This is a genomic window from Rhodocytophaga rosea, from assembly GCF_010119975.1.
In the GTDB taxonomy this organism is placed as follows: Bacteria; Bacteroidota; Bacteroidia; order Cytophagales; family 172606-1; genus Rhodocytophaga; species Rhodocytophaga rosea.
In genome coordinates, this window is record NZ_CP048222.1 from 7,334,283 (window position 1) to 7,352,060 (window position 17,778).

Consider the following 17,778-nt stretch of genomic DNA (forward strand, 5'->3'; position numbering starts at 1 on the left):
TAATTTTTAGCTTGCAAATATCTGATTTATTTTGAAATATATAAAATGCCAAATCGGGTTTTTTTGCGATTTTATCAGGAAACCATATTCTGGTTTACCTCTTTTGTGAAGAAGTCGGAAAATTCTTCCAGCGAAAGGCTTCCCAGATCACCCTGTCCATGTTTCCGTACGGATACTTTACCTTCTTCCTGTTCTTTTTCACCTACAATCAGCATAAATGGAACCTTGCTTACTTCGGCATCCCGTATTTTGCGGCCAATTTTTTCATCCCGGTTATCAATAAATCCCCGGATGTCTTTTTCTTCCAGACTTGTATACACTTTCTGGGCATAGTCGGCATATTTTTCTGAAATGGGCAGCACCGCAATCTGTTCCGGAGAAAGCCACAAAGGGAAATTTCCGGCACAATGTTCGATCAAAACGGCCACAAAACGTTCCAGTGAGCCAAAAGGCGCTCTGTGGATCATTACCGGGCGGTGTTTCTGGTTATCAGCACCGGTGTATTCCAGTTCAAAACGGTTGGGCAACTGATAGTCTACCTGAATGGTACCTAACTGCCATTTCCGGCCTAAGGCATCTTTTACCATAAAATCCAGCTTCGGACCATAAAAAGCAGCTTCTCCGTATTCAATTACAGTTTTCAGGTCTCTCTGGCCAGCCGCTTCTATAATGTCTTTTTCTGCCTGTTCCCATTGGGCTTCGTCGCCAATGTATTTGCTCCGCTCCGTCTGATGGCGAAGTGAAATCTGGGTCGTATAATTATCAAACCCAAGGGCTTTGAACACATACAATACCAGGTCAATCACCTTGATAAATTCTTCTTTCACCTGGTCCGGACGGCAGAAAATATGGGCATCATCCTGGGTAAAACCTCTTACCCTGGTTAACCCATGTAATTCGCCACTTTGCTCATAGCGGTAAACGGTTCCAAATTCAGCTAAACGGAGAGGTAAATCTTTATATGAACGGGGTTTGGTTTTATATATCTCGCAGTGATGCGGACAATTCATCGGTTTAAGCAAAAATTCCTCATCCACATCCGGCGTATGGATCGGCTGAAATGAATCTTTCCCATATTTTTCCCAGTGCCCGGAAGTTACATAGAGTTGTTTACTTCCGATGTGTGGAGTTACTACCGGAGAATACCCGGCTTTAACCTGGGCTTTACGCAGGAATTGCTCCAATCTTTCCCGAAGCATAGTTCCTTTAGGCAACCACAATGGCAAGCCGGCCCCCACTTTTTCAGAGAAAGCGAATAACTCTAATTCTTTACCCAGTTTCCGGTGATCGCGTTTTTTAGCTTCTTCCAGCAGGGTGAGGTAATCGGTTAAATCCTTTTGCTTAGGAAAAGTAATGCCATAGATACGTGTGAGTTGTTTACTGTTGACATCTCCCAGCCAGTAGGCTCCTGCTACATTCATTAATTTTACTGCTTTGATAAAACCGGTATTAGGTATATGAGGTCCCCGGCAAAGGTCTACAAAATTTCCCTGGCTATAGAAAGTAATATTGCCGTCTGGAAGTTTTTTCAATAGATCTAATTTATAATTATCGCCTTTGTCCTCGAAATACGCAATGGCATCCGATTTACTCACAGGTTTGCGGACATACTCATTCTTTTGCCTGGCCAGTTCCAGCATTTTATCTTCAATCGCCTTAAAGTCTTCCTGCGAAAAAGTACGGTCGCCAAAATCTACATCATAGTAATAGCCGTTTTCAATCGCAGGACCAATGCCAAACTTAATGCCGGGGTATAAAGCTTCTAGGGCTTCGGCCATCAGGTGAGCAGAGGAATGCCAGAATGTACCTTTCCCTTCCGCATCATTCCAGGTGAGCAGTTGTACGGTGGCATCTTGTGTAATTGGCCGGGTGGCATCCCAAATTTCTCCATTTACCTTTGCTGCCAGTACATTTCTAGCCAGTCCTTCACTGATCTGCATGGCCAGGTCAAGGCCGGTACTTCCTTTGGGCAATTCACGTTTGCTTCCATCGGGAAGGGTAATTTTGATTTTTTCCTGTTCGCTCGTAATCATTGTGGTTGTTCCTGATTTGGTTTTATAGTGGGAGTAATCTGAGGTAATGGTTCCAGCCGTTCAATAACTAATGGCTTATGCACCGGTACCGGATTTTCCATGGTCCATTTTATACTCTTATATTGTTTTAATGCTTTTGTATTGCTGCTATCTGCCTGTAATGCCAGGGCATATTGCGCCATTGCTTCCTGCTTATTGCCTTGTCTCTCATAACAAATGCCGATTAAGTAAGAAAGGTTCTTTAGTTTATCTTCATACGGACGTAGTTTTTCAAAAATACTGATTGCCTGCTGGTAATTTCTTTCTTCCAGATAAATTGCTCCCAGCTGATAAGAAGCCAAATATAAAGAAGGATTTAATTGAATGGCTTTCTGGTAATAAAATTTTGCACTGTCGGCCCGATGGGTAAACCGGTATATATTCCCTGCTTTGTAATGCAGACTGGCAAATGCAGGATCTATCTGTAAGCCTTGTAGTACATAGTGTTTGGCAGTTAAGGTATCCCTGCGGTTATAGTAAATAGTAGCAAGCTGGTCATAGGTATCCGCTTTGCCAGGCAGATACTGGGCAGAAGCTTTAAAGAAACGCAAAGCATTGGTGGTGTCGCCAGTACCAGCAGCCACAGCCCCTTTCCAGTAAAATGTTTCACCGTTATAAGGATGTTTTTCCAGAGATTTATTTAATGCAGCGGTTGCTTTATCGTATTGCTGGCGGATGGTATACATTTCGCCCAGCAATGTATAAAACTCCGGCGTTTGCACCTGAAGTTTTTCTGCTTTTTCTACATCAGCATAAGCTAACTGTGCTTGCTGCAATTGTTGATACAATCTGGCTCTGAGTAAAAAATATTTACCATTGCTGGCATCCAGAGAAATAGCTTCATTCATATCTTCCAGAGCTAGTTTCCATTGCTTATTGCCTACATATAAATAAGCCCGTTTGTAATAAAAATCTGCTGTATTTGGATAATCATCAATAGCATCTGTTAGGGCCTGCAAATGAACCTGATAAGTATTTGCATTGGACTGCGGCAGGGGAGGGATAGGTGCTGTTTTCCGCTCCTTGGGTTTACAGCCAGGCATCGTACTTGTAATGGCTACATACAAACAAAGCTGTATACAAACAATGCTATATTTCAACGCCTGCTTCACTGAAAAAATATTAAATGAATGGTACATGATAAACTGCCGGAAAACAGCTAATACTTTAGCTGACCTGTAAAGTTATGCATTTTAGGGGGAAGCGGTTGGTGTAATCCTTCAATATTTATCACATGGCTGGTTACTTATTATCTGTGGATAGAACAGGCTTAACTTTGATTATCTACTTGCACAATGGACACAAACCGGATTATACAGGGCGGCTATCATGTGTTATAAATTTTCTACAAAGCAAAATTTTTAACCTTTTCCTTTAAAAAATACATTATTTTTGTCAGCATACCGGAATATTTTCTTTAAAAGACAATTCATTTTTTAACGATTTTTACAATTGAGAATAATCTTACTTTCCTTTATTTTTTGCTTGAGTAGCCTGTTTCTGTTTGCCCAGAAAAAAAATGATGCATATAAGCTTGCCATTCGCAAAGCAAGCGCTCCCATCGAAATAGATGGGAGCATTGATGATGCCGGCTGGCAGGATACCGACGTAGCTACTAATTTTTTTATGGTGCTCCCCATGGATACCAGCTTTGCCAAAGTGCGGACGGATGTACACATGACCTATGATGATAAAAATTTGTATCTGATTGCCGTGTGTTACCATGCCTTGCCAGGACCTTATTATGTAGAGTCGCTCCGGCGGGATTTTGCTTTTGGGAAGAATGACAATTTCCTGCTGTTTATGGACCCTTTCGACGACCAGACCAATGGTTTTTCATTTGGCAGCAACGCGGCCGGAGCACAGTGGGATGGAACCATGTATGAAGGAGGAAAAGTAGACCTGAGCTGGGATAATAAATGGACATCGGTGGTGAGAAATTATGAGGATAAATGGATTTTTGAAGCGGCCATTCCTTTTAAATCGATCCGTTACAAAAAGGGTATTACACAATGGGGTATCAATTTCAGCCGGCTTGATTTAAAAACAACAGAAAAATCCAGCTGGGCACCAGTACCCAGGCAATTTCCTACCGCTTCTCTGGCCTATACCGGTATTCTGGACTGGGACCAGCCTCCACCCGAAGCTGGAGCCAATATTTCTGTGATTCCCTATGTGCTGGGAGGCGTTTCTAAAGATTATGCTACAGATGCACCCAACGAATACCGGAGGGATGCCGGGGTAGATGCTAAAATCGCTGTTACTTCCTCCCTTAACCTGGACCTTACTGTAAACCCTGATTTTTCGCAGGTAGATGTAGACAGGCAGGTAACTAACCTCGACCGTTTTGAATTGTTTTTCCCGGAACGAAGGCAGTTTTTTCTGGAGAACGGCGATCTGTTTACCAATTTTGGCTATGCCTCTATCCGTCCATTCTTCTCCAGGCGTATTGGTTTGGGCGTACCTATTCATTTTGGTGCCCGCCTGAGTGGCAAGCTGAATAAGGACTGGCGTTTGGGGGTTATGGATATGCAGACTGGCAAAGTAGGTGACATCGGTTTGCCTGCACAAAATTTTGCTGTAGTGGCCCTGCAACGTAGGGTATTTGCCCGCTCTAATATTGGTATTTTAATGGTAAATAAAGAATCGCTGAACTATACCTCCCGAACTGATTCCACCAAGCCAAATTATACCAGTTACAACCGCAATATTGGGTTAGAATATAATCTGGCTTCTTCTAATAACTTATGGACTGGCAAAGCGTTGTTACTTAAGTCATTCAGTCCTGGCATTGATGGCAACGATTTTGTGCATGCGGCTAATCTGCAATATTCCAGCCGTAAATGGCTCATCAACTGGCAGCACGAATATGTGGGCCGTAATTACAATGCGGAAGTGGGATATGTTCCCAGGCAAGGCTATATAAAAGTAAATCCACAGATAAGCTATTTATTCTTCCCAAAAAGCAAACATATTCTGAGCCATGGGCCGCAACTGATGGCTTTCCAGATATATAATGAATCTTTCAAGAAAACAGATTTTCAGGCGTATCTGGCCTATATTTTTACATTCCGGAGCCAGAGCAAACTTACCGGATGGGTTGCCAATGATTATCAGAAACTGCTCGTACCCTTTGATCCAACCAGGTTCACAGGCGATACCCTGGCACGGGGTACTCAACACCGGTGGAAATCCTTTGGAGTGGATTATATATCCAAACCACAAAGTGTATTCACCTATGCTTTTTCAAGCCGGTATGGAGGGTATTATGCAAATGGCAGCCGCTTGAATATTACCAGCGAACTCGGCTACCGGTTCCAGCCTTATGTAAGCATTACCCTCAGTTCAAGTTATAATTATATCAGTTTGCCGGAGCCATGGAAACAGACTACGTTCTGGCTACTGGGTCCACGCCTGGATGTAACGATGACCAATACTTTATTTTTTACAGCCTTTGTACAATATAATGAGCAGCTTAAAAATGTGAACCTCAATACCCGGTTACAATGGCGGTATAAACCGGCCTCCGACTTGTTCATTGTGTATACCGATAATTACCTGCCTGCTCCGCTATCTGTGAAGAATAGGGCACTGGTGATTAAACTTACCTACTGGTGGAATATATAATCCTGCTCTATTAACTCTGATTGCTGCTTTTCGTTCAAGTAAGAAAGGCCGGAAGTAAAGTTGAAGCCATACACAAAGTCCTTAACTTCCTTCTACCTTACCATTTAAATTTTAAAGAATACAACTATGAAAAAAGGCGATAAAGAAAAAAAATCTACTTCTGCCGGAGAAAAGGCAGACAATGCAAGTGTACACAGCCAGCCTACAGTTCAGCAAAAGACAGAACAAGGTGAAGCCGAGACCTATGATGGTGGACATGAGGGCCATAACCAGATTCCCCCCAAAAACCAGGCGAGAAGACTACTACTGGCGTAGATAAAGTATAAGGCTTAGAAATATACAAAATGATAGACTACTGAGGATCGATTATTCTGTCATACAAAAGCCCGGTGTTACTTGTAATACCGGGCTTTTGTATATGTGTTTTTTGCTATTCTAAAATGAGTATTGAGTAATGTATGTATGTTGTATAAGTATATTCCTAACAGCCATCAACTAACAACGAGTTTATCAGGACGGTTGTATATTTTCAGCAGGACCAGATTCGCCATACTGGGTAGATAAAATACCGGCTGGCACGGAAAGTTCGCCAGTTTGTGGATCAATGAGTCCATTACGTTCATCTTCGATATTAGTGGCTTGTGTATATACATCCCCGGCAATAGGATGATTGCGGAGTTCCTTTTTGAATTGCCTGATCCGTTCTGCCCGGTCTTCCAGATCTGCCGGACCGCCATAATCTGCAAATCCGAAACCTCCCCATTCGCTTACAACCAAGGGCACTTGTTTACGGTAGAAAAATGGATCACCTACCACCAGCGGCAATACCGCTACGCCATCCATGTGTCCTTCAGAAAGCCGGTTAAGCAATTCACGCCATCTGTCCAGGTCCGGGGTATATAAATGAGCGGTTAGTAAATCTGATTTTAAACGGCCCTCCAGCGAAATGTGCTGCCATCCATCGTTGTCTACGACCAGAAATTGTGGGTGATAGATCTGCAGGTAATGGTAGGTATCGATAATGTATTGACGGGTATCCGGACTTGTCGCAATATCCTGTATGCCCCAGTCTTCATTATACAAACTCCAGATTACCACTGATGGATGTGATTCTATCAGGGCTAACATGCGGTGCAGTTCATCCCAATGGTTTTTGCGGCTGATTTTGCTTGAGCTATGCGGACTGGGAACTTCCACCCAGAGTAATACACCAATTTCATCTGCCAGATTATAGATACGAGGGTCAACACCGGCTATGTGTACTCTAACCAGATTACAGCCTAGTTCTTTCATGGCATAGAAGTGCTTCTTCATTTCTTCAAAGGTAGCTGCACCTGGCTGGTATAATATGCCATCTATGTACGTTTGCTTGTTATTCAGATACACATACCGTCCGCGGGCTTCAATTTTCCGGAGGCCAAAGTGAGCTTCGATTTGCGAAACATATTCATTGGTATCTATTAACTGGGCAACTACACGATACAGATTAGGTGTTTCTGGTGACCAGAGTTTTGCCTTAGGTACTTCCATTACTACCCGTTGATTCTTTTGTCCGGCTTCCAGCCGTAGCGGAAATTCAGAAGTGGCAAGGGGTTGCTCTCCGACAGATTTACTTTTTTCATAAATGTTAAGCCTTAGTTTATAACATCCCGGATCATGTATTCTGGTGGTGAGGTTAAAGCGCACCAGTTGATCTTCTACCACACTCACTACCCCAAAACGTGACCGTAACCTGTTTCGCTCGACGGTTTCCAGCCATACGCTCCGCACGGCGCCAGAATAGGTCTGATACCAGATACCCCCCCGTTTGTACACATGAGATTCCTGTTTTCCTCTGGGGATTTCTGCATCCATCGTATCGGCAATCCGTACAGTGAGTTTGTTTATTGGACGCAGGTGTACCTCCTGTAGTTCATAGGAAAAGGAAGTATATTCCCCATAGTGTACTTCCTCTCCTTCAATGGTGTGCAGGGGATGCCCATTAAGCCATACCCTGGTTTCATAGCCGCATGCCCCAAAAGTAAGCTGAAACATAGAATTTGCCATAGACCCGTTCCGTTCCGGTAAAGTAAACTCGCGTTCATACCAGATGGTGACTTTATCATGCCAGGTTGGTGCAGTTGGATTTTGTTGAATTTTAGCTTCTATCAGATGTGCCTCTACTGAACCCGGCCAGTGAGCCTTATGCTCAAAGTCATGACTCAGATACCAGCCCTCTTGTAGGCCATGGTCTTCACTGTCTAATGAAAATTTCCATTCTCCATCCAGTAGTAAAAAGTTGTTTGGCCGTAATACCGCCCTTGGTAAGGGACCTGTCAGGTATTGGTAATTACGTACATCGTCTGTGGTTTCAGAAAAGTCGGAATTGGTGGGCTCTATGTTCATGTGTGAAGTATGGATTATATGTGTTTAACTCAGGCAAAATGAATGGTGGTGGAATTACCCAACGATATTTTACGGGTTTACGGAAGAAAAGTGACACCTATCTTTTGAGCAGCTTTTGAAATAAAATGCTCAACTTATACAAGCATACCAGAAATTCAATAGCCCAAATAGTAGAAATAGTAGGTGAGCTGAAAATATTACTCCATTTTATTTCTATCCGTTAATGCTCAAATAATGGTGGCTAAACATATCTATTCATATGGAAAGAGCTGTAAAAGAATCCATATCCGTTGCTATGCGTATAGGTGAACTATGGCAAACAAACATGATAAACCTCTGTGGTGGCAAAAAGGCATTATTTATGAAATTTATCTGCGCTCTTTTAAAGATAGCAATGGCGATGGGATAGGAGATTTAAAAGGTATTATCAGCGAGCTGGATTATTTAAAATGGCTTGGCATAGATGCCATCTGGATTACTCCTTTTAATCCTTCTCCTATGAAAGACTTTGGGTATGATATTTCTGACTACACAGGTGTGCATCCCTTGTTTGGGAATATGCAGGATTTTGAGCTTCTGCTGGAAGAAACCCATAAACGCGGACTCAAATTAATTATTGATATTGTTCCAAACCATACCTCCAGCGAGCATCCCTGGTTTCTGGAATCAGCCTCTTCCCGCGACAATCCTAAAAGGGACTGGTATCTCTGGCATGATCCGGCAGCAGACGGGGGGCCTCCTAATAACTGGCTGGGTGTACTGGGGGCAGTGGCTGGGAATGGGATGAAAATACACAGCAGTATTACCACCATGCCTTTCTCAAAGAGCAGCCTGATTTAAACTGGCGTAATCCTCAGTTGCAGCAGGCGATACTGGAGATGATGCGCTTCTGGCTGGATAAAGGGATAGATGGCTTCCGGGTAGATGTGATGTGGCATTTAATTAAAGATAAATACTGGCGAAACAATCCACCCAATCCTAATTTTAAAGAAGGTATGCCCACCTATGATAAATTTCTTCCTTTATATTCTACTGATCATCCGGAGGTACATACGGTGGTAGCTATGTTGCGGAAAGTAGTAGATCAATACAAAGAAAAAGTGCTGATCGGGGAGATGTACCTGCCAGTAGAAAATGTAGTGGATTATTATGGACAGGATGGGTCTGGCGCACATTTACCAGGGAACTTTCAGCTTTTATTGCTGGATTGGAATGCCAGAAAGATTGCGTTAGAAATAGATAAATATGAATCTTCATTGCCGGAAGGAGCCTGGCCTAACTGGGTGTTGAGTAACCACGACAGACCCCGCTTAAGCACACGTATTGGTAAAGAACAGATTCTGATTGCAGCTATGCTTCTGCTCACGTTAAGAGGAACGCCTACCTTATATTACGGCGATGAAATTGGTATGAGCAATGTAGAAATTCCAATGGAAGAAGTGCAAGACCCACAAGGTAAGCTTATGCCTGAACTGGGTTTAAGCCGTGATCCTCAACGTACACCAATGCAATGGAACAAAGAAGATAACGCCGGCTTTACTTCAGGCAAACCCTGGCTGAGAATTGCCCATGATTTTAAGCAGGTAAATGTTGAAACACTGAAAGAAAACAAGGAATCTATCCTCCATTTCTATAGGAAGTTGATTGCACTGCGAAAAAAAGAACCTGCTTTGCACGAGGGAAGATATGCACCAGTATTAGCAGAAGGAGATATACTAGCCTATCTCCACCAGACAGACTCAGTTCAATTTCTGATCGTACTTAATTTAGGTGGACAGACAGCTGATTTTATTCCTGCAGGTATCCCGATGAAAGGAAAAGTAGTAATATCTACTCATCCGGAAAGGGAAGGAATGAAACTGACCGGCAATCCTATTAAATTGAAATCAAATGAGGGAGTAATTATTCAATTATCTTAGCTGTGCAAGCTGTCATTAACGCTTACAATATACGATGCTTTGCCTAAATCTGTGTGCAAGCCATTCGTAGAAGGAATATGTTAGGGAAAGGCTTCTTTATGTATACTAAGGCAAAGTACCGTAAAACCGCTGGTTCGCTTTTATTTTTTTGATTGCTGTGTAAGTTCTCTGGAAGAAAAAAATATATGAATTAGTAAAGAATCTGCTTATTCGCTATTATTTTTAAATAATCTTCATCCAAAGTTCATCGAAGGGCAATGAAACTATTTCTACTCCCATTACTTATTGTTCTCCTTACTGGTTGCGATCAAATAAACAAAGTAGCGCAGGCAGTTACTAAAAAAATGGAAGCAGGCAATAGTAATACAAACAAGAAAGAAAAAAAGAAAAAACAGAGAAAAAGGGATGGCCTGGTAGTAAGTAAACGAAAAGATGGTTCTATTTTGTCGGAAATAAATTTAAAGGATGGTAAATACCATGGTCCCTCAAAAGATTATTATGAAGATGGCACCCTGCGTACAGAATATAACTATGTAGCAGGCGTACTGGAAAATGACTTGAAGGTATATCATAAAAATGGGAAGCTTTATAAACTTACTCCTTATGTGCATGGTAAAATCCACGGGACAGAAAAAATATATAGTACAGAAGGTAAATTAATTGCTGAACATCCTTATAAAAATGGTTTTCCTGGTATTGGTTTGAAAGCGTATTCAAATCAGGGAAAAGTTGTGCCATTCAAAGAATCCATAGTAGTAGAGGAGATAGACAATATTGCGTTGAAAGAGGAATATATTCTGAAAATATCTTTATCTGATAAAACCAGACAGGTGAAGTTTTATATTGGAGAACTCACCGAAGGTAAATATATGAATGATAAACTGAGAAACATTCTTACCAGGAATGGGGTAGGGGAGATCCGCTATGCAGTTCCTGCAGGGTTCTATGCGATGGAAAAGCTTAATATTATTGCCGTAAAATCTACCGGTGAAGGCGGAAAATATATTACGCAAACCAGATTTAATCTAGCTATTGAAAATAAGGATTTATAGGCCTAATATGCCTAACAAAAATGAAAAACATAGTTGGATGGCAGTATATGATTTGATCACTTTTTATGCAAAAAACATTACTTATTCTCCTTTTTAGTCTCATTTATGTTCAAACGAAAGCTCAACAGTGGTCGGCCCAAAATGCTCTTTTTGTTGAGTTTGGTGATACTTATCAACTGAATTACTCAATAAATTACAGCCGGATTATACACACTTTTAATACAACAGCTGTAAGTGTTACTGCCGGCATATCACTCGAACCTGTAAGCAAAAGTAATTTTTTACAGGCCCTTTTTCCAGTAGAACTCACGCTTTTTAATGGAAAGCAAAATCACTATTTTGAAACAGGGCTTAGTTTTGTTCCCGGCATCTATTACGATTATTACTTATCTTCTCCATATCTTCCAGAAGAAAAACAAAAGAAGATTCTGACCAAGAAAGAATTTGGAACAACAGCTGGACTAAGGATTGGCTATCGCTATCAAAAGAAGCAAGGAGGTTTGTTTTTTAGAGCTGCTTTTACACCTACCTTCTATACAAGCTTTAGCCCTTTTGATAAAACAAGAGTGCGAATACTAAAGGATGATTGTCTAGTCTGTTTCACATCTATGCGTTCGTATTACGACTTTGTTTTAGAACCGGGAATAAATATTAGTTTAGGAAAAAGTTTTTAAACTTAACATGAATGACTAGGCATAACGCTTGGTTCAACAGATCAGCGGCACATTCCAAAGCACTACTCTAAGCACAAGGCCACGCTGCAGGGAAGTTTTGATTCGTTATTTCAGTATCTGCAATCTCCGCTGCATTTCATAATCGTGGGGGGCAAGCTCTAGGCCTTTGGTTAAAATTGCTTTCGCTTTTGCCTCATTCCCGGCCCGGAAATAATACATAGCGCCGGTAGAATAAACTCTGCCGATCAGATTGCTGTTTACTAAATCTTTTCCTCTGTCGGGAAATAACTTTTCAAACCTGGCCCTTAACTTTTCTGCCTCAGCAATCTTTTTTAGTTCATACTGCTGTCCGCAAAAGATTAAGCACGCCTGAAGCAGATTGGTATAAAAAATATTATTATTGAGAAGTGCAGGAAATCTCTGTTCATACGTGCTCAACGTTTCCAGTACTCTGGCCCCATCACTTTGCGACTTTAATGAATTGCCCAAGGCTGAAACAAATAAGGTTTGCACATCTAAGTTTTCAGGTTTCAGCACATATGTTTTCTCTGCGAATGCAAGTGCTTTCTGATAGTTACCCTGGTTATACAAAATCCTGCTCCGCTCATAGTGATAAATATACCCGATTTCCTGCGCCAGTTCTTTATCTGTAATAGCGGTGCTGATTTTCCCGTAAAACTGATCGTATAGATCCGGACGGTTATTTGTAATGAGATGAATTTGAGTCATTCTATGAAAATCAGCTAAAACCGTGTTTTTACTGATTCCAAACTCTTTGTACTTGCCAAGATACCTGGAAAGCTTAATAAGATAATCGGCATCTTTGAGGGTGGCATAATTTTTTTTATCCAGAATGAGAACAGCCGTAGAGAGTAACAGATAAGCCGCTTTATGGCAAGGATAAAAAAGATACGCTTTTTCCAGTTGCACAAATGCTTCTTCTAGCTGGTTCTCCTGCAATTTATAGAGGGCATCGTTCATGTACTGGATGCCCAGTAATTCTTTTATCGTGATATTTTCTTCAGAAAAATAATATTTATCGAACAATACATTGGTGCTTTCAGCTTTATATTCCTGTTCACTGATTAGCTTGCCAGATCTCAGATTCGATACAAAACTCGTTTTGAACTTGTCATCAAACACCATATACCCCTGACGTGGATCAGTAGTTTCTATCAGAATTTTTTGTGTTTGAGGGTAGGTGATCAGATATACGTGCGTAGGTGACTCCTTAATCGTATAGGGAATTTGCATATCATCGAACAAGAGTCCATACAGAGCGGTTGCGGATACACAGTTATAATTTCCATTTTTAAATATCTCATGGAAGTGGTTCTTCATTTCATACTTACTCAGCAGGCGTTCATGTGTCTGACTATAGATCGCTTTAACCTTTTTTGCTTCATTTTTCTTTTGTAAATCAGCCGTATTTAGCTGCTTCAAATTTTCCTGATACGCCTGATTCGCCGCAGCAAACTCACTGCTGCCGGTTTCTTTACTTACAGCCATAAACAAAGCCAGGTAATTTTTTTTGTCCTGCATGAAATACTCCCCAAACGCCTGCTTTTCAAAGGGGGAGTTATAGGTAATTTCTTCCATTCTCACCAGAGAATCTGTTGATAAGGCATATAAGGAAGAGGATTGAATCAAAAAAAATACAAAGAAAAGGGGAGCAAGTAAACGGTAATGCATATGGGCTAAATTGAATATTTGAGTATAAATTAGTTAATGTCTACTAATTGTAAATGGCTGCTTACATAAAAAATAGTTGAATAAATTTTACTTGATTCCAAAGAGCAGATATAAGATAAACAGCCTGATTAAATTATTCACTCAAGTATCTATTGAAAGGTAACAGTTCATGAATTAGCTATTACATTAATATAGTTTAACCGGCGATTAAAATTCCAGGCTTAGCTGTGTACCGGTTTCCTGGTGCTTATCTTCCGGGTTAGAAATAGTAAGCCCCAGCAGCCTGATAGGTGAATTGGCCTCAATACTTTGGATAAGCTCTTTTGCCAGATGTATCATTAATTCATAGGTTCCGATAGGCTCAAGCAGCGTTTTGCTTCTGGTTACCTGCTCGAAAGTGGCATATTTTACTTTCAGGGTAAGGGTTTTGCCCTGCATGCCGCTTTTCTGCATTCTTTCTATCACTGCTTCAGCAATCGGCTCCAGGTGCATAAGAATATTTACTGCGCCTGAAATATCCGCTTCAAAGGTGTTTTCTACCCCTACCGATTTGCGAATCCGGTTCGGGTTCACCGGACGGTTGTCTACGGCTCTGGCAATATGAAAATAAAAATGGCCTACTTTGCCAAACTGTTTGACTAACTCTTTTTCTGGTAATTTCTTCAGGTCTGCTCCCGTATGAATACCTAAGCTGTGCATTTTTTCTGCCGTAACTTTTCCTACCCCAAAGAATTTATCTACTTCCAGATTTTCCACAAAAGATTCTGCCTCATGGGGAGCAATCAGCGTGAGTCCATCCGGCTTCTGGTAATCGGAAGCGATTTTAGCCAGGAATTTATTAATAGAAATCCCGGCAGAAGCAGTCAGTCCGATTTCTGTTTTGATCTGTTGCTTGATTGCTTTTGCCACCAGGGTGGCCGATGGGATCTGCTTTTTATTCTCGGTTACATCCAGAAAAGCTTCATCCAGGGAAAGGGGTTCTACCAGGTCTGTATACTGGAAAAATATCTCCCTGATCTGCGAGGAAACTGCTTTATATACTTCAAACCGGGGTTTTACAAAAATGAGATCCGGACATCTCCGGTAAGCCATCCGGGAGGACATAGCAGAGCGTACCCCGAATTTTCTGGCTTCATAACTGGCAGCTGCCACAACCCCTCTTTCCCGGCTGCCTCCAACCGCCAGTGGTTTACCCTGGTACATAGGAAAATCACGCTGCTCAACAGAGGCATAAAAAGCATCCATATCTATATGAATGATCTTGCGTACAGATTCAGACATGGTAAACGGTAGCCTTTAGCAGGGAGAATTCTTACTATACCTATAATGAAGTAATCCCCTGATTATTGCGATAAGTTAAGATGTTTTTATGAAAATCAGTAGCCCTTGACAATAGAAACTAACATGATAAAATGGAAAATAAAGTAAATAAAAATTATGCGCCAGAATATCAAATTACGTATGCAGGTACTTAACCTATTATTTTAATTATGATACGAATAAAAGTCTTAATTCACCTGGGTGAACAAAAAATTGAGCATGCCACCGATACCATCGCGAATCTGGAACTCCTCGCCAACAATGGGATTATTTTACGCAAAGGAGACGTGATCAGCTTTTCTTCCCAGGACATTGAAGCCAACCTGGCCGATCCATTTCTCAAAGAGCTGCGCAAAATTGATACGGTAGTCTTCTTTTCTGCGGCACATACCAGTTATCAGCAGTATGATACAGTTGTCTCCTATTATCTGGTTCATTAATATTGACCTTTCTCAAAATATGATTTTAACCTGAGCAGGTTGCTGCTCAGGTTATTAGTTCATGGCTTACCTTCCCGGGAATTAATAACGGAAGGTATTTTCTTGACTTTCCTGTTTGGTTACATGAAATAAAGACAAGTCTATTCTGCCACAATATTTTTTAGCCGGTATACTATCATGAGAACGTAAGCGTTTGATGGTAAACGCATTATTCATACATTTATAAGAAACCTTTGAATACAGGCGAGTAAGTCCTTTCTATTATTTACTACTCATTCCAGTTGGTATAAATATCCAATCCAATGTTGCGGCCTGAAGATTTTTATGGCTTGTAAACTTGGTTTATTTGTATATTAAAACGAATATATAACAGCTAAAATAATACTTGGTGCATGGCACATAAACCGGATTATTCCAGGAGAACATTTCTGCGGCAGGCAGGATTGTCTGGCATTGCTTTAACGATTGGCTGTTCCTTTCCTTCTGCAGGGAAAAGTGCCGGAGAGATTATCCTTGCAGATGAGGCGAAAGTGGCTGCTACTGAATTGCTGACATGGATCGCAATAGAACCTACGGGCAAGGTGACCATTTTTACGCACCGCTCAGAAATGGGGCAAGGAACCTTTCAGGCGATTCCACAAATTATTGCCGAAGAACTGGAGGTGAGCATGGATCAGGTGAGTGTACGGTTTGCACCAGCCAATCCTCAAAAATATGGCCCACAACCGCAGGAGGGAAGTTTTTCTATACGCGGCTGGTATCAGCAATTGTTGCGCACCGGTGCCGCTGCCAGGGAGATGCTTATTGAAGCAGCAGCCAAACAATGGCATGTTCAGGCCACTGAATGCTATGCGGAAAATGGACAGGTGATTCATCGGAGTACTGAAAAAAAACTCAGCTATGGTGCTCTGGTAAAAGAAGCTGCGCAACTAAAACCACCAGGGCAGGTTAAATTAAAAGAACGCAAAGACTACAAGATAATAGGCAAATCCCTGCCCCGTCAGGATACGGCTGTTAAAATCAATGGCACTGCTGTTTTCGGGCTGGATAAAAAGCTGCCTGGTATGCTCTATGCAGTAGTGGAGCGCAATCCCCGGTTTAGAGGGAAAGTAAAAAGCTTCGATGATTCGGCTACAAAATCCGTGAGCGGCGTAAAGCATGTATTAACCGTACAAAGAGCCATTTTTGGAGTATTGTATGAAGGTGTAGCCGTTGTGGCAGATTCCTTGTGGGCAGCTACGCAGGGACGTAAATTGCTGAAAGTGGAATGGGATGATAACAGGTATGAGCTCCTGGATTCTGAAGGGCTTTTTAGGCGGATGCGGCAGGATCTGGATAAGCCTTTGCCGTCTGAAAATTTCGAAACGGCTTTAAAAAATTCAACAGCGATAATAGAAGCTGTGTATGAAATGCCTTATCAATCGCATAGCTGTATGGAGCCCCTCAACTGTATTGCCGATGTAAAAGAGAACAGCATTGAAATATGGGGACCTATACAGGAAGCCAACTGGATACAGGCAGACCTGAGCGAAAGATTAAATATTCCCATCGAAAATGTTACTGTAAACATGACGTTTCTCGGCGGCGGCTTTGGAAGAAAGGGATTTCCGGATTATCCGTTGGAAGCAGCCCTGATTTCAAAAGGGATAAAAGCGCCGGTACAGGTGATGTGGACAAGAGAAGACGACATGACTATGGGTCCATTCCGTGCAGGGGCAATGTATAGGTGCAGGGGTGGTGTAGATACTCAACAGAAAATAGCTGCCTTTCAAGTTATCTCTGCTTCGCAAGGTATTGGCCCGGGTCACGATACTGATGCCAAGACACAACCGGTAACAGAAAATGCCGGAAGGCTCGATGGTCTTTTAAATGACTATTATACATCTGTTCCACATTACAGTTTTGCAGGCGTGCCCACCAGGTCGCCTATTCCTACAATGTGGTGGCGAGCCCCAGGTGCTAATGTGGATGCCTTTGCCGGTGAAAGCTTTATAGATGAACTGGCTCACCTGGCAAAGCAGGACCCACTTGAATTCAGAAAGTCGCATCTTACCTGGGATCGTTACCATGCACTCGTAGATAAGCTTGCAGCCATCAGCAACTGGAAATCGCGATCCAAAAATGAGGGTTGGGGAGTAGCCATCACAGATTGTTTTGGCGGTATCGTAGGCCAGGTTGTAAAAGTATCCCGGCAGCCGGATAAAAAAATCAAGATTGACAAAGTGTTTGCCTTAATTGACTGCGGCTGGTTTGTAAACCCTGATATTATCCATGCCCAGGTAGAAGGAAGCATCGTCATGGCCTTAGGGACTGCTGTACACCATGCTACGCATTTTAAAGAGGGAAAAGCTGTGGAAAGAAATTTCGACACTTACCCTATGCCACGCATACATGATACTCCCGAAATTGTAGTGCATATTATGGAAAATGATGCCAAGCCAGGTGGCGTGGGGGAGCCCGGCTTACCTGCCTTTGCACCGGCACTCTGCAATGCCATTTTTGATCTCACCGGCAAACGGATACGCAAATTGCCTTTCAAGCTGGAGGATGTATAAGGTGTAGGGCAATCCAAACAATGATCGTGTCCGCAATCAATT

General features: G+C 41.9%; 14 protein-coding genes. 8 read left to right on the forward strand and 6 right to left on the reverse strand.

Going from position 1 to position 17,778, the window contains the following annotated elements; all coding sequences use genetic code 11:
- Window positions 1-74: 74 nt before the first annotated feature.
- Both thrS and GXP67_RS30170 read right to left on the reverse strand, forming a co-directional pair.
- Entirely contained in the window at window positions 75-2,033 is a 1,959-nt protein-coding gene (thrS, locus tag GXP67_RS30165; RefSeq protein ID WP_162446582.1) for a threonine--tRNA ligase, read from the reverse strand.
- A complete protein-coding gene (locus GXP67_RS30170) occupies window positions 2,030-3,211 on the reverse strand; it encodes a tetratricopeptide repeat protein (RefSeq protein ID WP_162446583.1) in 1,182 nt (393 codons plus the stop codon). Before GXP67_RS30170 ends, thrS begins: the two co-directional genes overlap by 4 nt.
- 346 nt (window positions 3,212-3,557) lie before the next feature.
- Here GXP67_RS30170 and GXP67_RS30175 point away from each other — a divergent pair, with 346 nt between their 5' ends.
- Together GXP67_RS30175 and GXP67_RS30180 are read left to right on the forward strand one after the other, a co-directional pair.
- A complete protein-coding gene (locus GXP67_RS30175) occupies window positions 3,558-5,699 on the forward strand; it encodes a carbohydrate binding family 9 domain-containing protein (protein WP_232064679.1) in 2,142 nt (713 codons plus the stop codon).
- A gap of 126 nt (window positions 5,700-5,825) precedes the next feature.
- A complete protein-coding gene (locus tag GXP67_RS30180; protein WP_162446585.1) occupies window positions 5,826-6,014 on the forward strand; it encodes a hypothetical protein in 189 nt (62 codons plus the stop codon).
- A gap of 195 nt (window positions 6,015-6,209) precedes the next feature.
- Here the strand turns inward: GXP67_RS30180 and GXP67_RS30185 are convergent, their stop codons facing one another.
- Window positions 6,210-8,084 carry a glycoside hydrolase family 2 protein gene (locus tag GXP67_RS30185; RefSeq protein ID WP_162446586.1) on the reverse strand — a complete coding sequence of 625 codons (1,875 nt, stop codon included), beginning with the start codon at window positions 8,082-8,084 and terminating at the stop codon, window positions 6,210-6,212.
- A gap of 312 nt (window positions 8,085-8,396) precedes the next feature.
- On the opposite strand from GXP67_RS30185, the gene GXP67_RS37880 reads away from it, so the two are divergent.
- The 4 genes from GXP67_RS37880 (at window position 8,397) to GXP67_RS30200 (ending at window position 11,729) form a co-directional block, all read left to right on the forward strand.
- Window positions 8,397-8,924: an alpha-amylase family glycosyl hydrolase gene (locus GXP67_RS37880; RefSeq protein ID WP_262890458.1), complete on the forward strand. Its 528-nt coding sequence runs from the start codon at window positions 8,397-8,399 to the stop codon at window positions 8,922-8,924.
- Window positions 8,831-10,003 (forward strand): alpha-amylase family glycosyl hydrolase, encoded by a 1,173-nt coding sequence (locus GXP67_RS37885; protein ID WP_262890522.1) that lies wholly within the window; start codon window positions 8,831-8,833, stop codon window positions 10,001-10,003. The genes GXP67_RS37880 and GXP67_RS37885 overlap by 94 nt, the downstream gene beginning before the upstream one ends.
- Before the next feature lie 257 nt (window positions 10,004-10,260).
- On the forward strand, window positions 10,261-11,055 hold the full coding sequence (locus tag GXP67_RS30195) for a toxin-antitoxin system YwqK family antitoxin (protein WP_162446587.1): 795 nt from the start codon (window positions 10,261-10,263) through the stop codon (window positions 11,053-11,055).
- A 65-nt stretch (window positions 11,056-11,120) separates the two neighbouring features.
- The gene (locus GXP67_RS30200) at window positions 11,121-11,729 is read left to right on the forward strand and encodes a hypothetical protein (protein ID WP_162446588.1); all 609 of its coding nucleotides are present in this window, start codon (window positions 11,121-11,123) and stop codon (window positions 11,727-11,729) included.
- Between the two features lie 105 nt (window positions 11,730-11,834).
- On the opposite strand, the gene GXP67_RS30205 is transcribed toward GXP67_RS30200, so the two are convergent.
- Window positions 11,835-13,421 (reverse strand): hypothetical protein, encoded by a 1,587-nt coding sequence (locus tag GXP67_RS30205; protein WP_162446589.1) that lies wholly within the window; start codon window positions 13,419-13,421, stop codon window positions 11,835-11,837.
- A 207-nt stretch (window positions 13,422-13,628) separates the two neighbouring features.
- The gene (gene dinB / locus GXP67_RS30210) at window positions 13,629-14,702 is read right to left on the reverse strand and encodes a DNA polymerase IV (RefSeq protein ID WP_162446590.1); all 1,074 of its coding nucleotides are present in this window, start codon (window positions 14,700-14,702) and stop codon (window positions 13,629-13,631) included.
- A gap of 209 nt (window positions 14,703-14,911) precedes the next feature.
- On the opposite strand from dinB, the gene GXP67_RS30215 reads away from it, so the two are divergent.
- Complete coding sequence (locus tag GXP67_RS30215; RefSeq protein ID WP_162446591.1) at window positions 14,912-15,181, forward strand: hypothetical protein; 270 nt, start codon at window positions 14,912-14,914, stop codon at window positions 15,179-15,181.
- 81 nt (window positions 15,182-15,262) lie between these two features.
- Here the strand turns inward: GXP67_RS30215 and GXP67_RS37890 are convergent, their stop codons facing one another.
- A complete protein-coding gene (locus tag GXP67_RS37890) occupies window positions 15,263-15,397 on the reverse strand; it encodes a hypothetical protein (RefSeq protein ID WP_262890459.1) in 135 nt (44 codons plus the stop codon).
- A gap of 176 nt (window positions 15,398-15,573) precedes the next feature.
- Here GXP67_RS37890 and GXP67_RS30220 point away from each other — a divergent pair, with 176 nt between their 5' ends.
- Window positions 15,574-17,736 carry a xanthine dehydrogenase family protein molybdopterin-binding subunit gene (locus GXP67_RS30220; protein WP_162446592.1) on the forward strand — a complete coding sequence of 721 codons (2,163 nt, stop codon included), beginning with the start codon at window positions 15,574-15,576 and terminating at the stop codon, window positions 17,734-17,736.
- Window positions 17,737-17,778: the final 42 nt, after the last annotated feature.

Excerpts from the sequence above, each read along its gene's own strand:
- thrS (WP_162446582.1), bottom strand. The coding sequence starts at position 2,033 with ATGATTACGAGCGAACAGGAAAAAATCAAAATTACCCTTCCCGATGGA.
- GXP67_RS30170 (WP_162446583.1), bottom strand. The coding sequence starts at position 3,211 with ATGTACCATTCATTTAATATTTTTTCAGTGAAGCAGGCGTTGAAATAT.
- GXP67_RS30180 (WP_162446585.1), top strand. The coding sequence starts at position 5,826 with ATGAAAAAAGGCGATAAAGAAAAAAAATCTACTTCTGCCGGAGAAAAG.
- GXP67_RS30185 (WP_162446586.1), bottom strand. The coding sequence starts at position 8,084 with ATGAACATAGAGCCCACCAATTCCGACTTTTCTGAAACCACAGACGAT.
- GXP67_RS37880 (WP_262890458.1), top strand. The coding sequence starts at position 8,397 with ATGGCAAACAAACATGATAAACCTCTGTGGTGGCAAAAAGGCATTATT.
- GXP67_RS30195 (WP_162446587.1), top strand. The coding sequence starts at position 10,261 with ATGAAACTATTTCTACTCCCATTACTTATTGTTCTCCTTACTGGTTGC.
- GXP67_RS30200 (WP_162446588.1), top strand. The coding sequence starts at position 11,121 with ATGCAAAAAACATTACTTATTCTCCTTTTTAGTCTCATTTATGTTCAA.
- GXP67_RS30205 (WP_162446589.1), bottom strand. The coding sequence starts at position 13,421 with ATGCATTACCGTTTACTTGCTCCCCTTTTCTTTGTATTTTTTTTGATT.
- dinB (WP_162446590.1), bottom strand. The coding sequence starts at position 14,702 with ATGTCTGAATCTGTACGCAAGATCATTCATATAGATATGGATGCTTTT.
- GXP67_RS30215 (WP_162446591.1), top strand. The coding sequence starts at position 14,912 with ATGATACGAATAAAAGTCTTAATTCACCTGGGTGAACAAAAAATTGAG.
- GXP67_RS37890 (WP_262890459.1), bottom strand. The coding sequence starts at position 15,397 with ATGAATAATGCGTTTACCATCAAACGCTTACGTTCTCATGATAGTATA.
- GXP67_RS30220 (WP_162446592.1), top strand. The coding sequence starts at position 15,574 with ATGGCACATAAACCGGATTATTCCAGGAGAACATTTCTGCGGCAGGCA.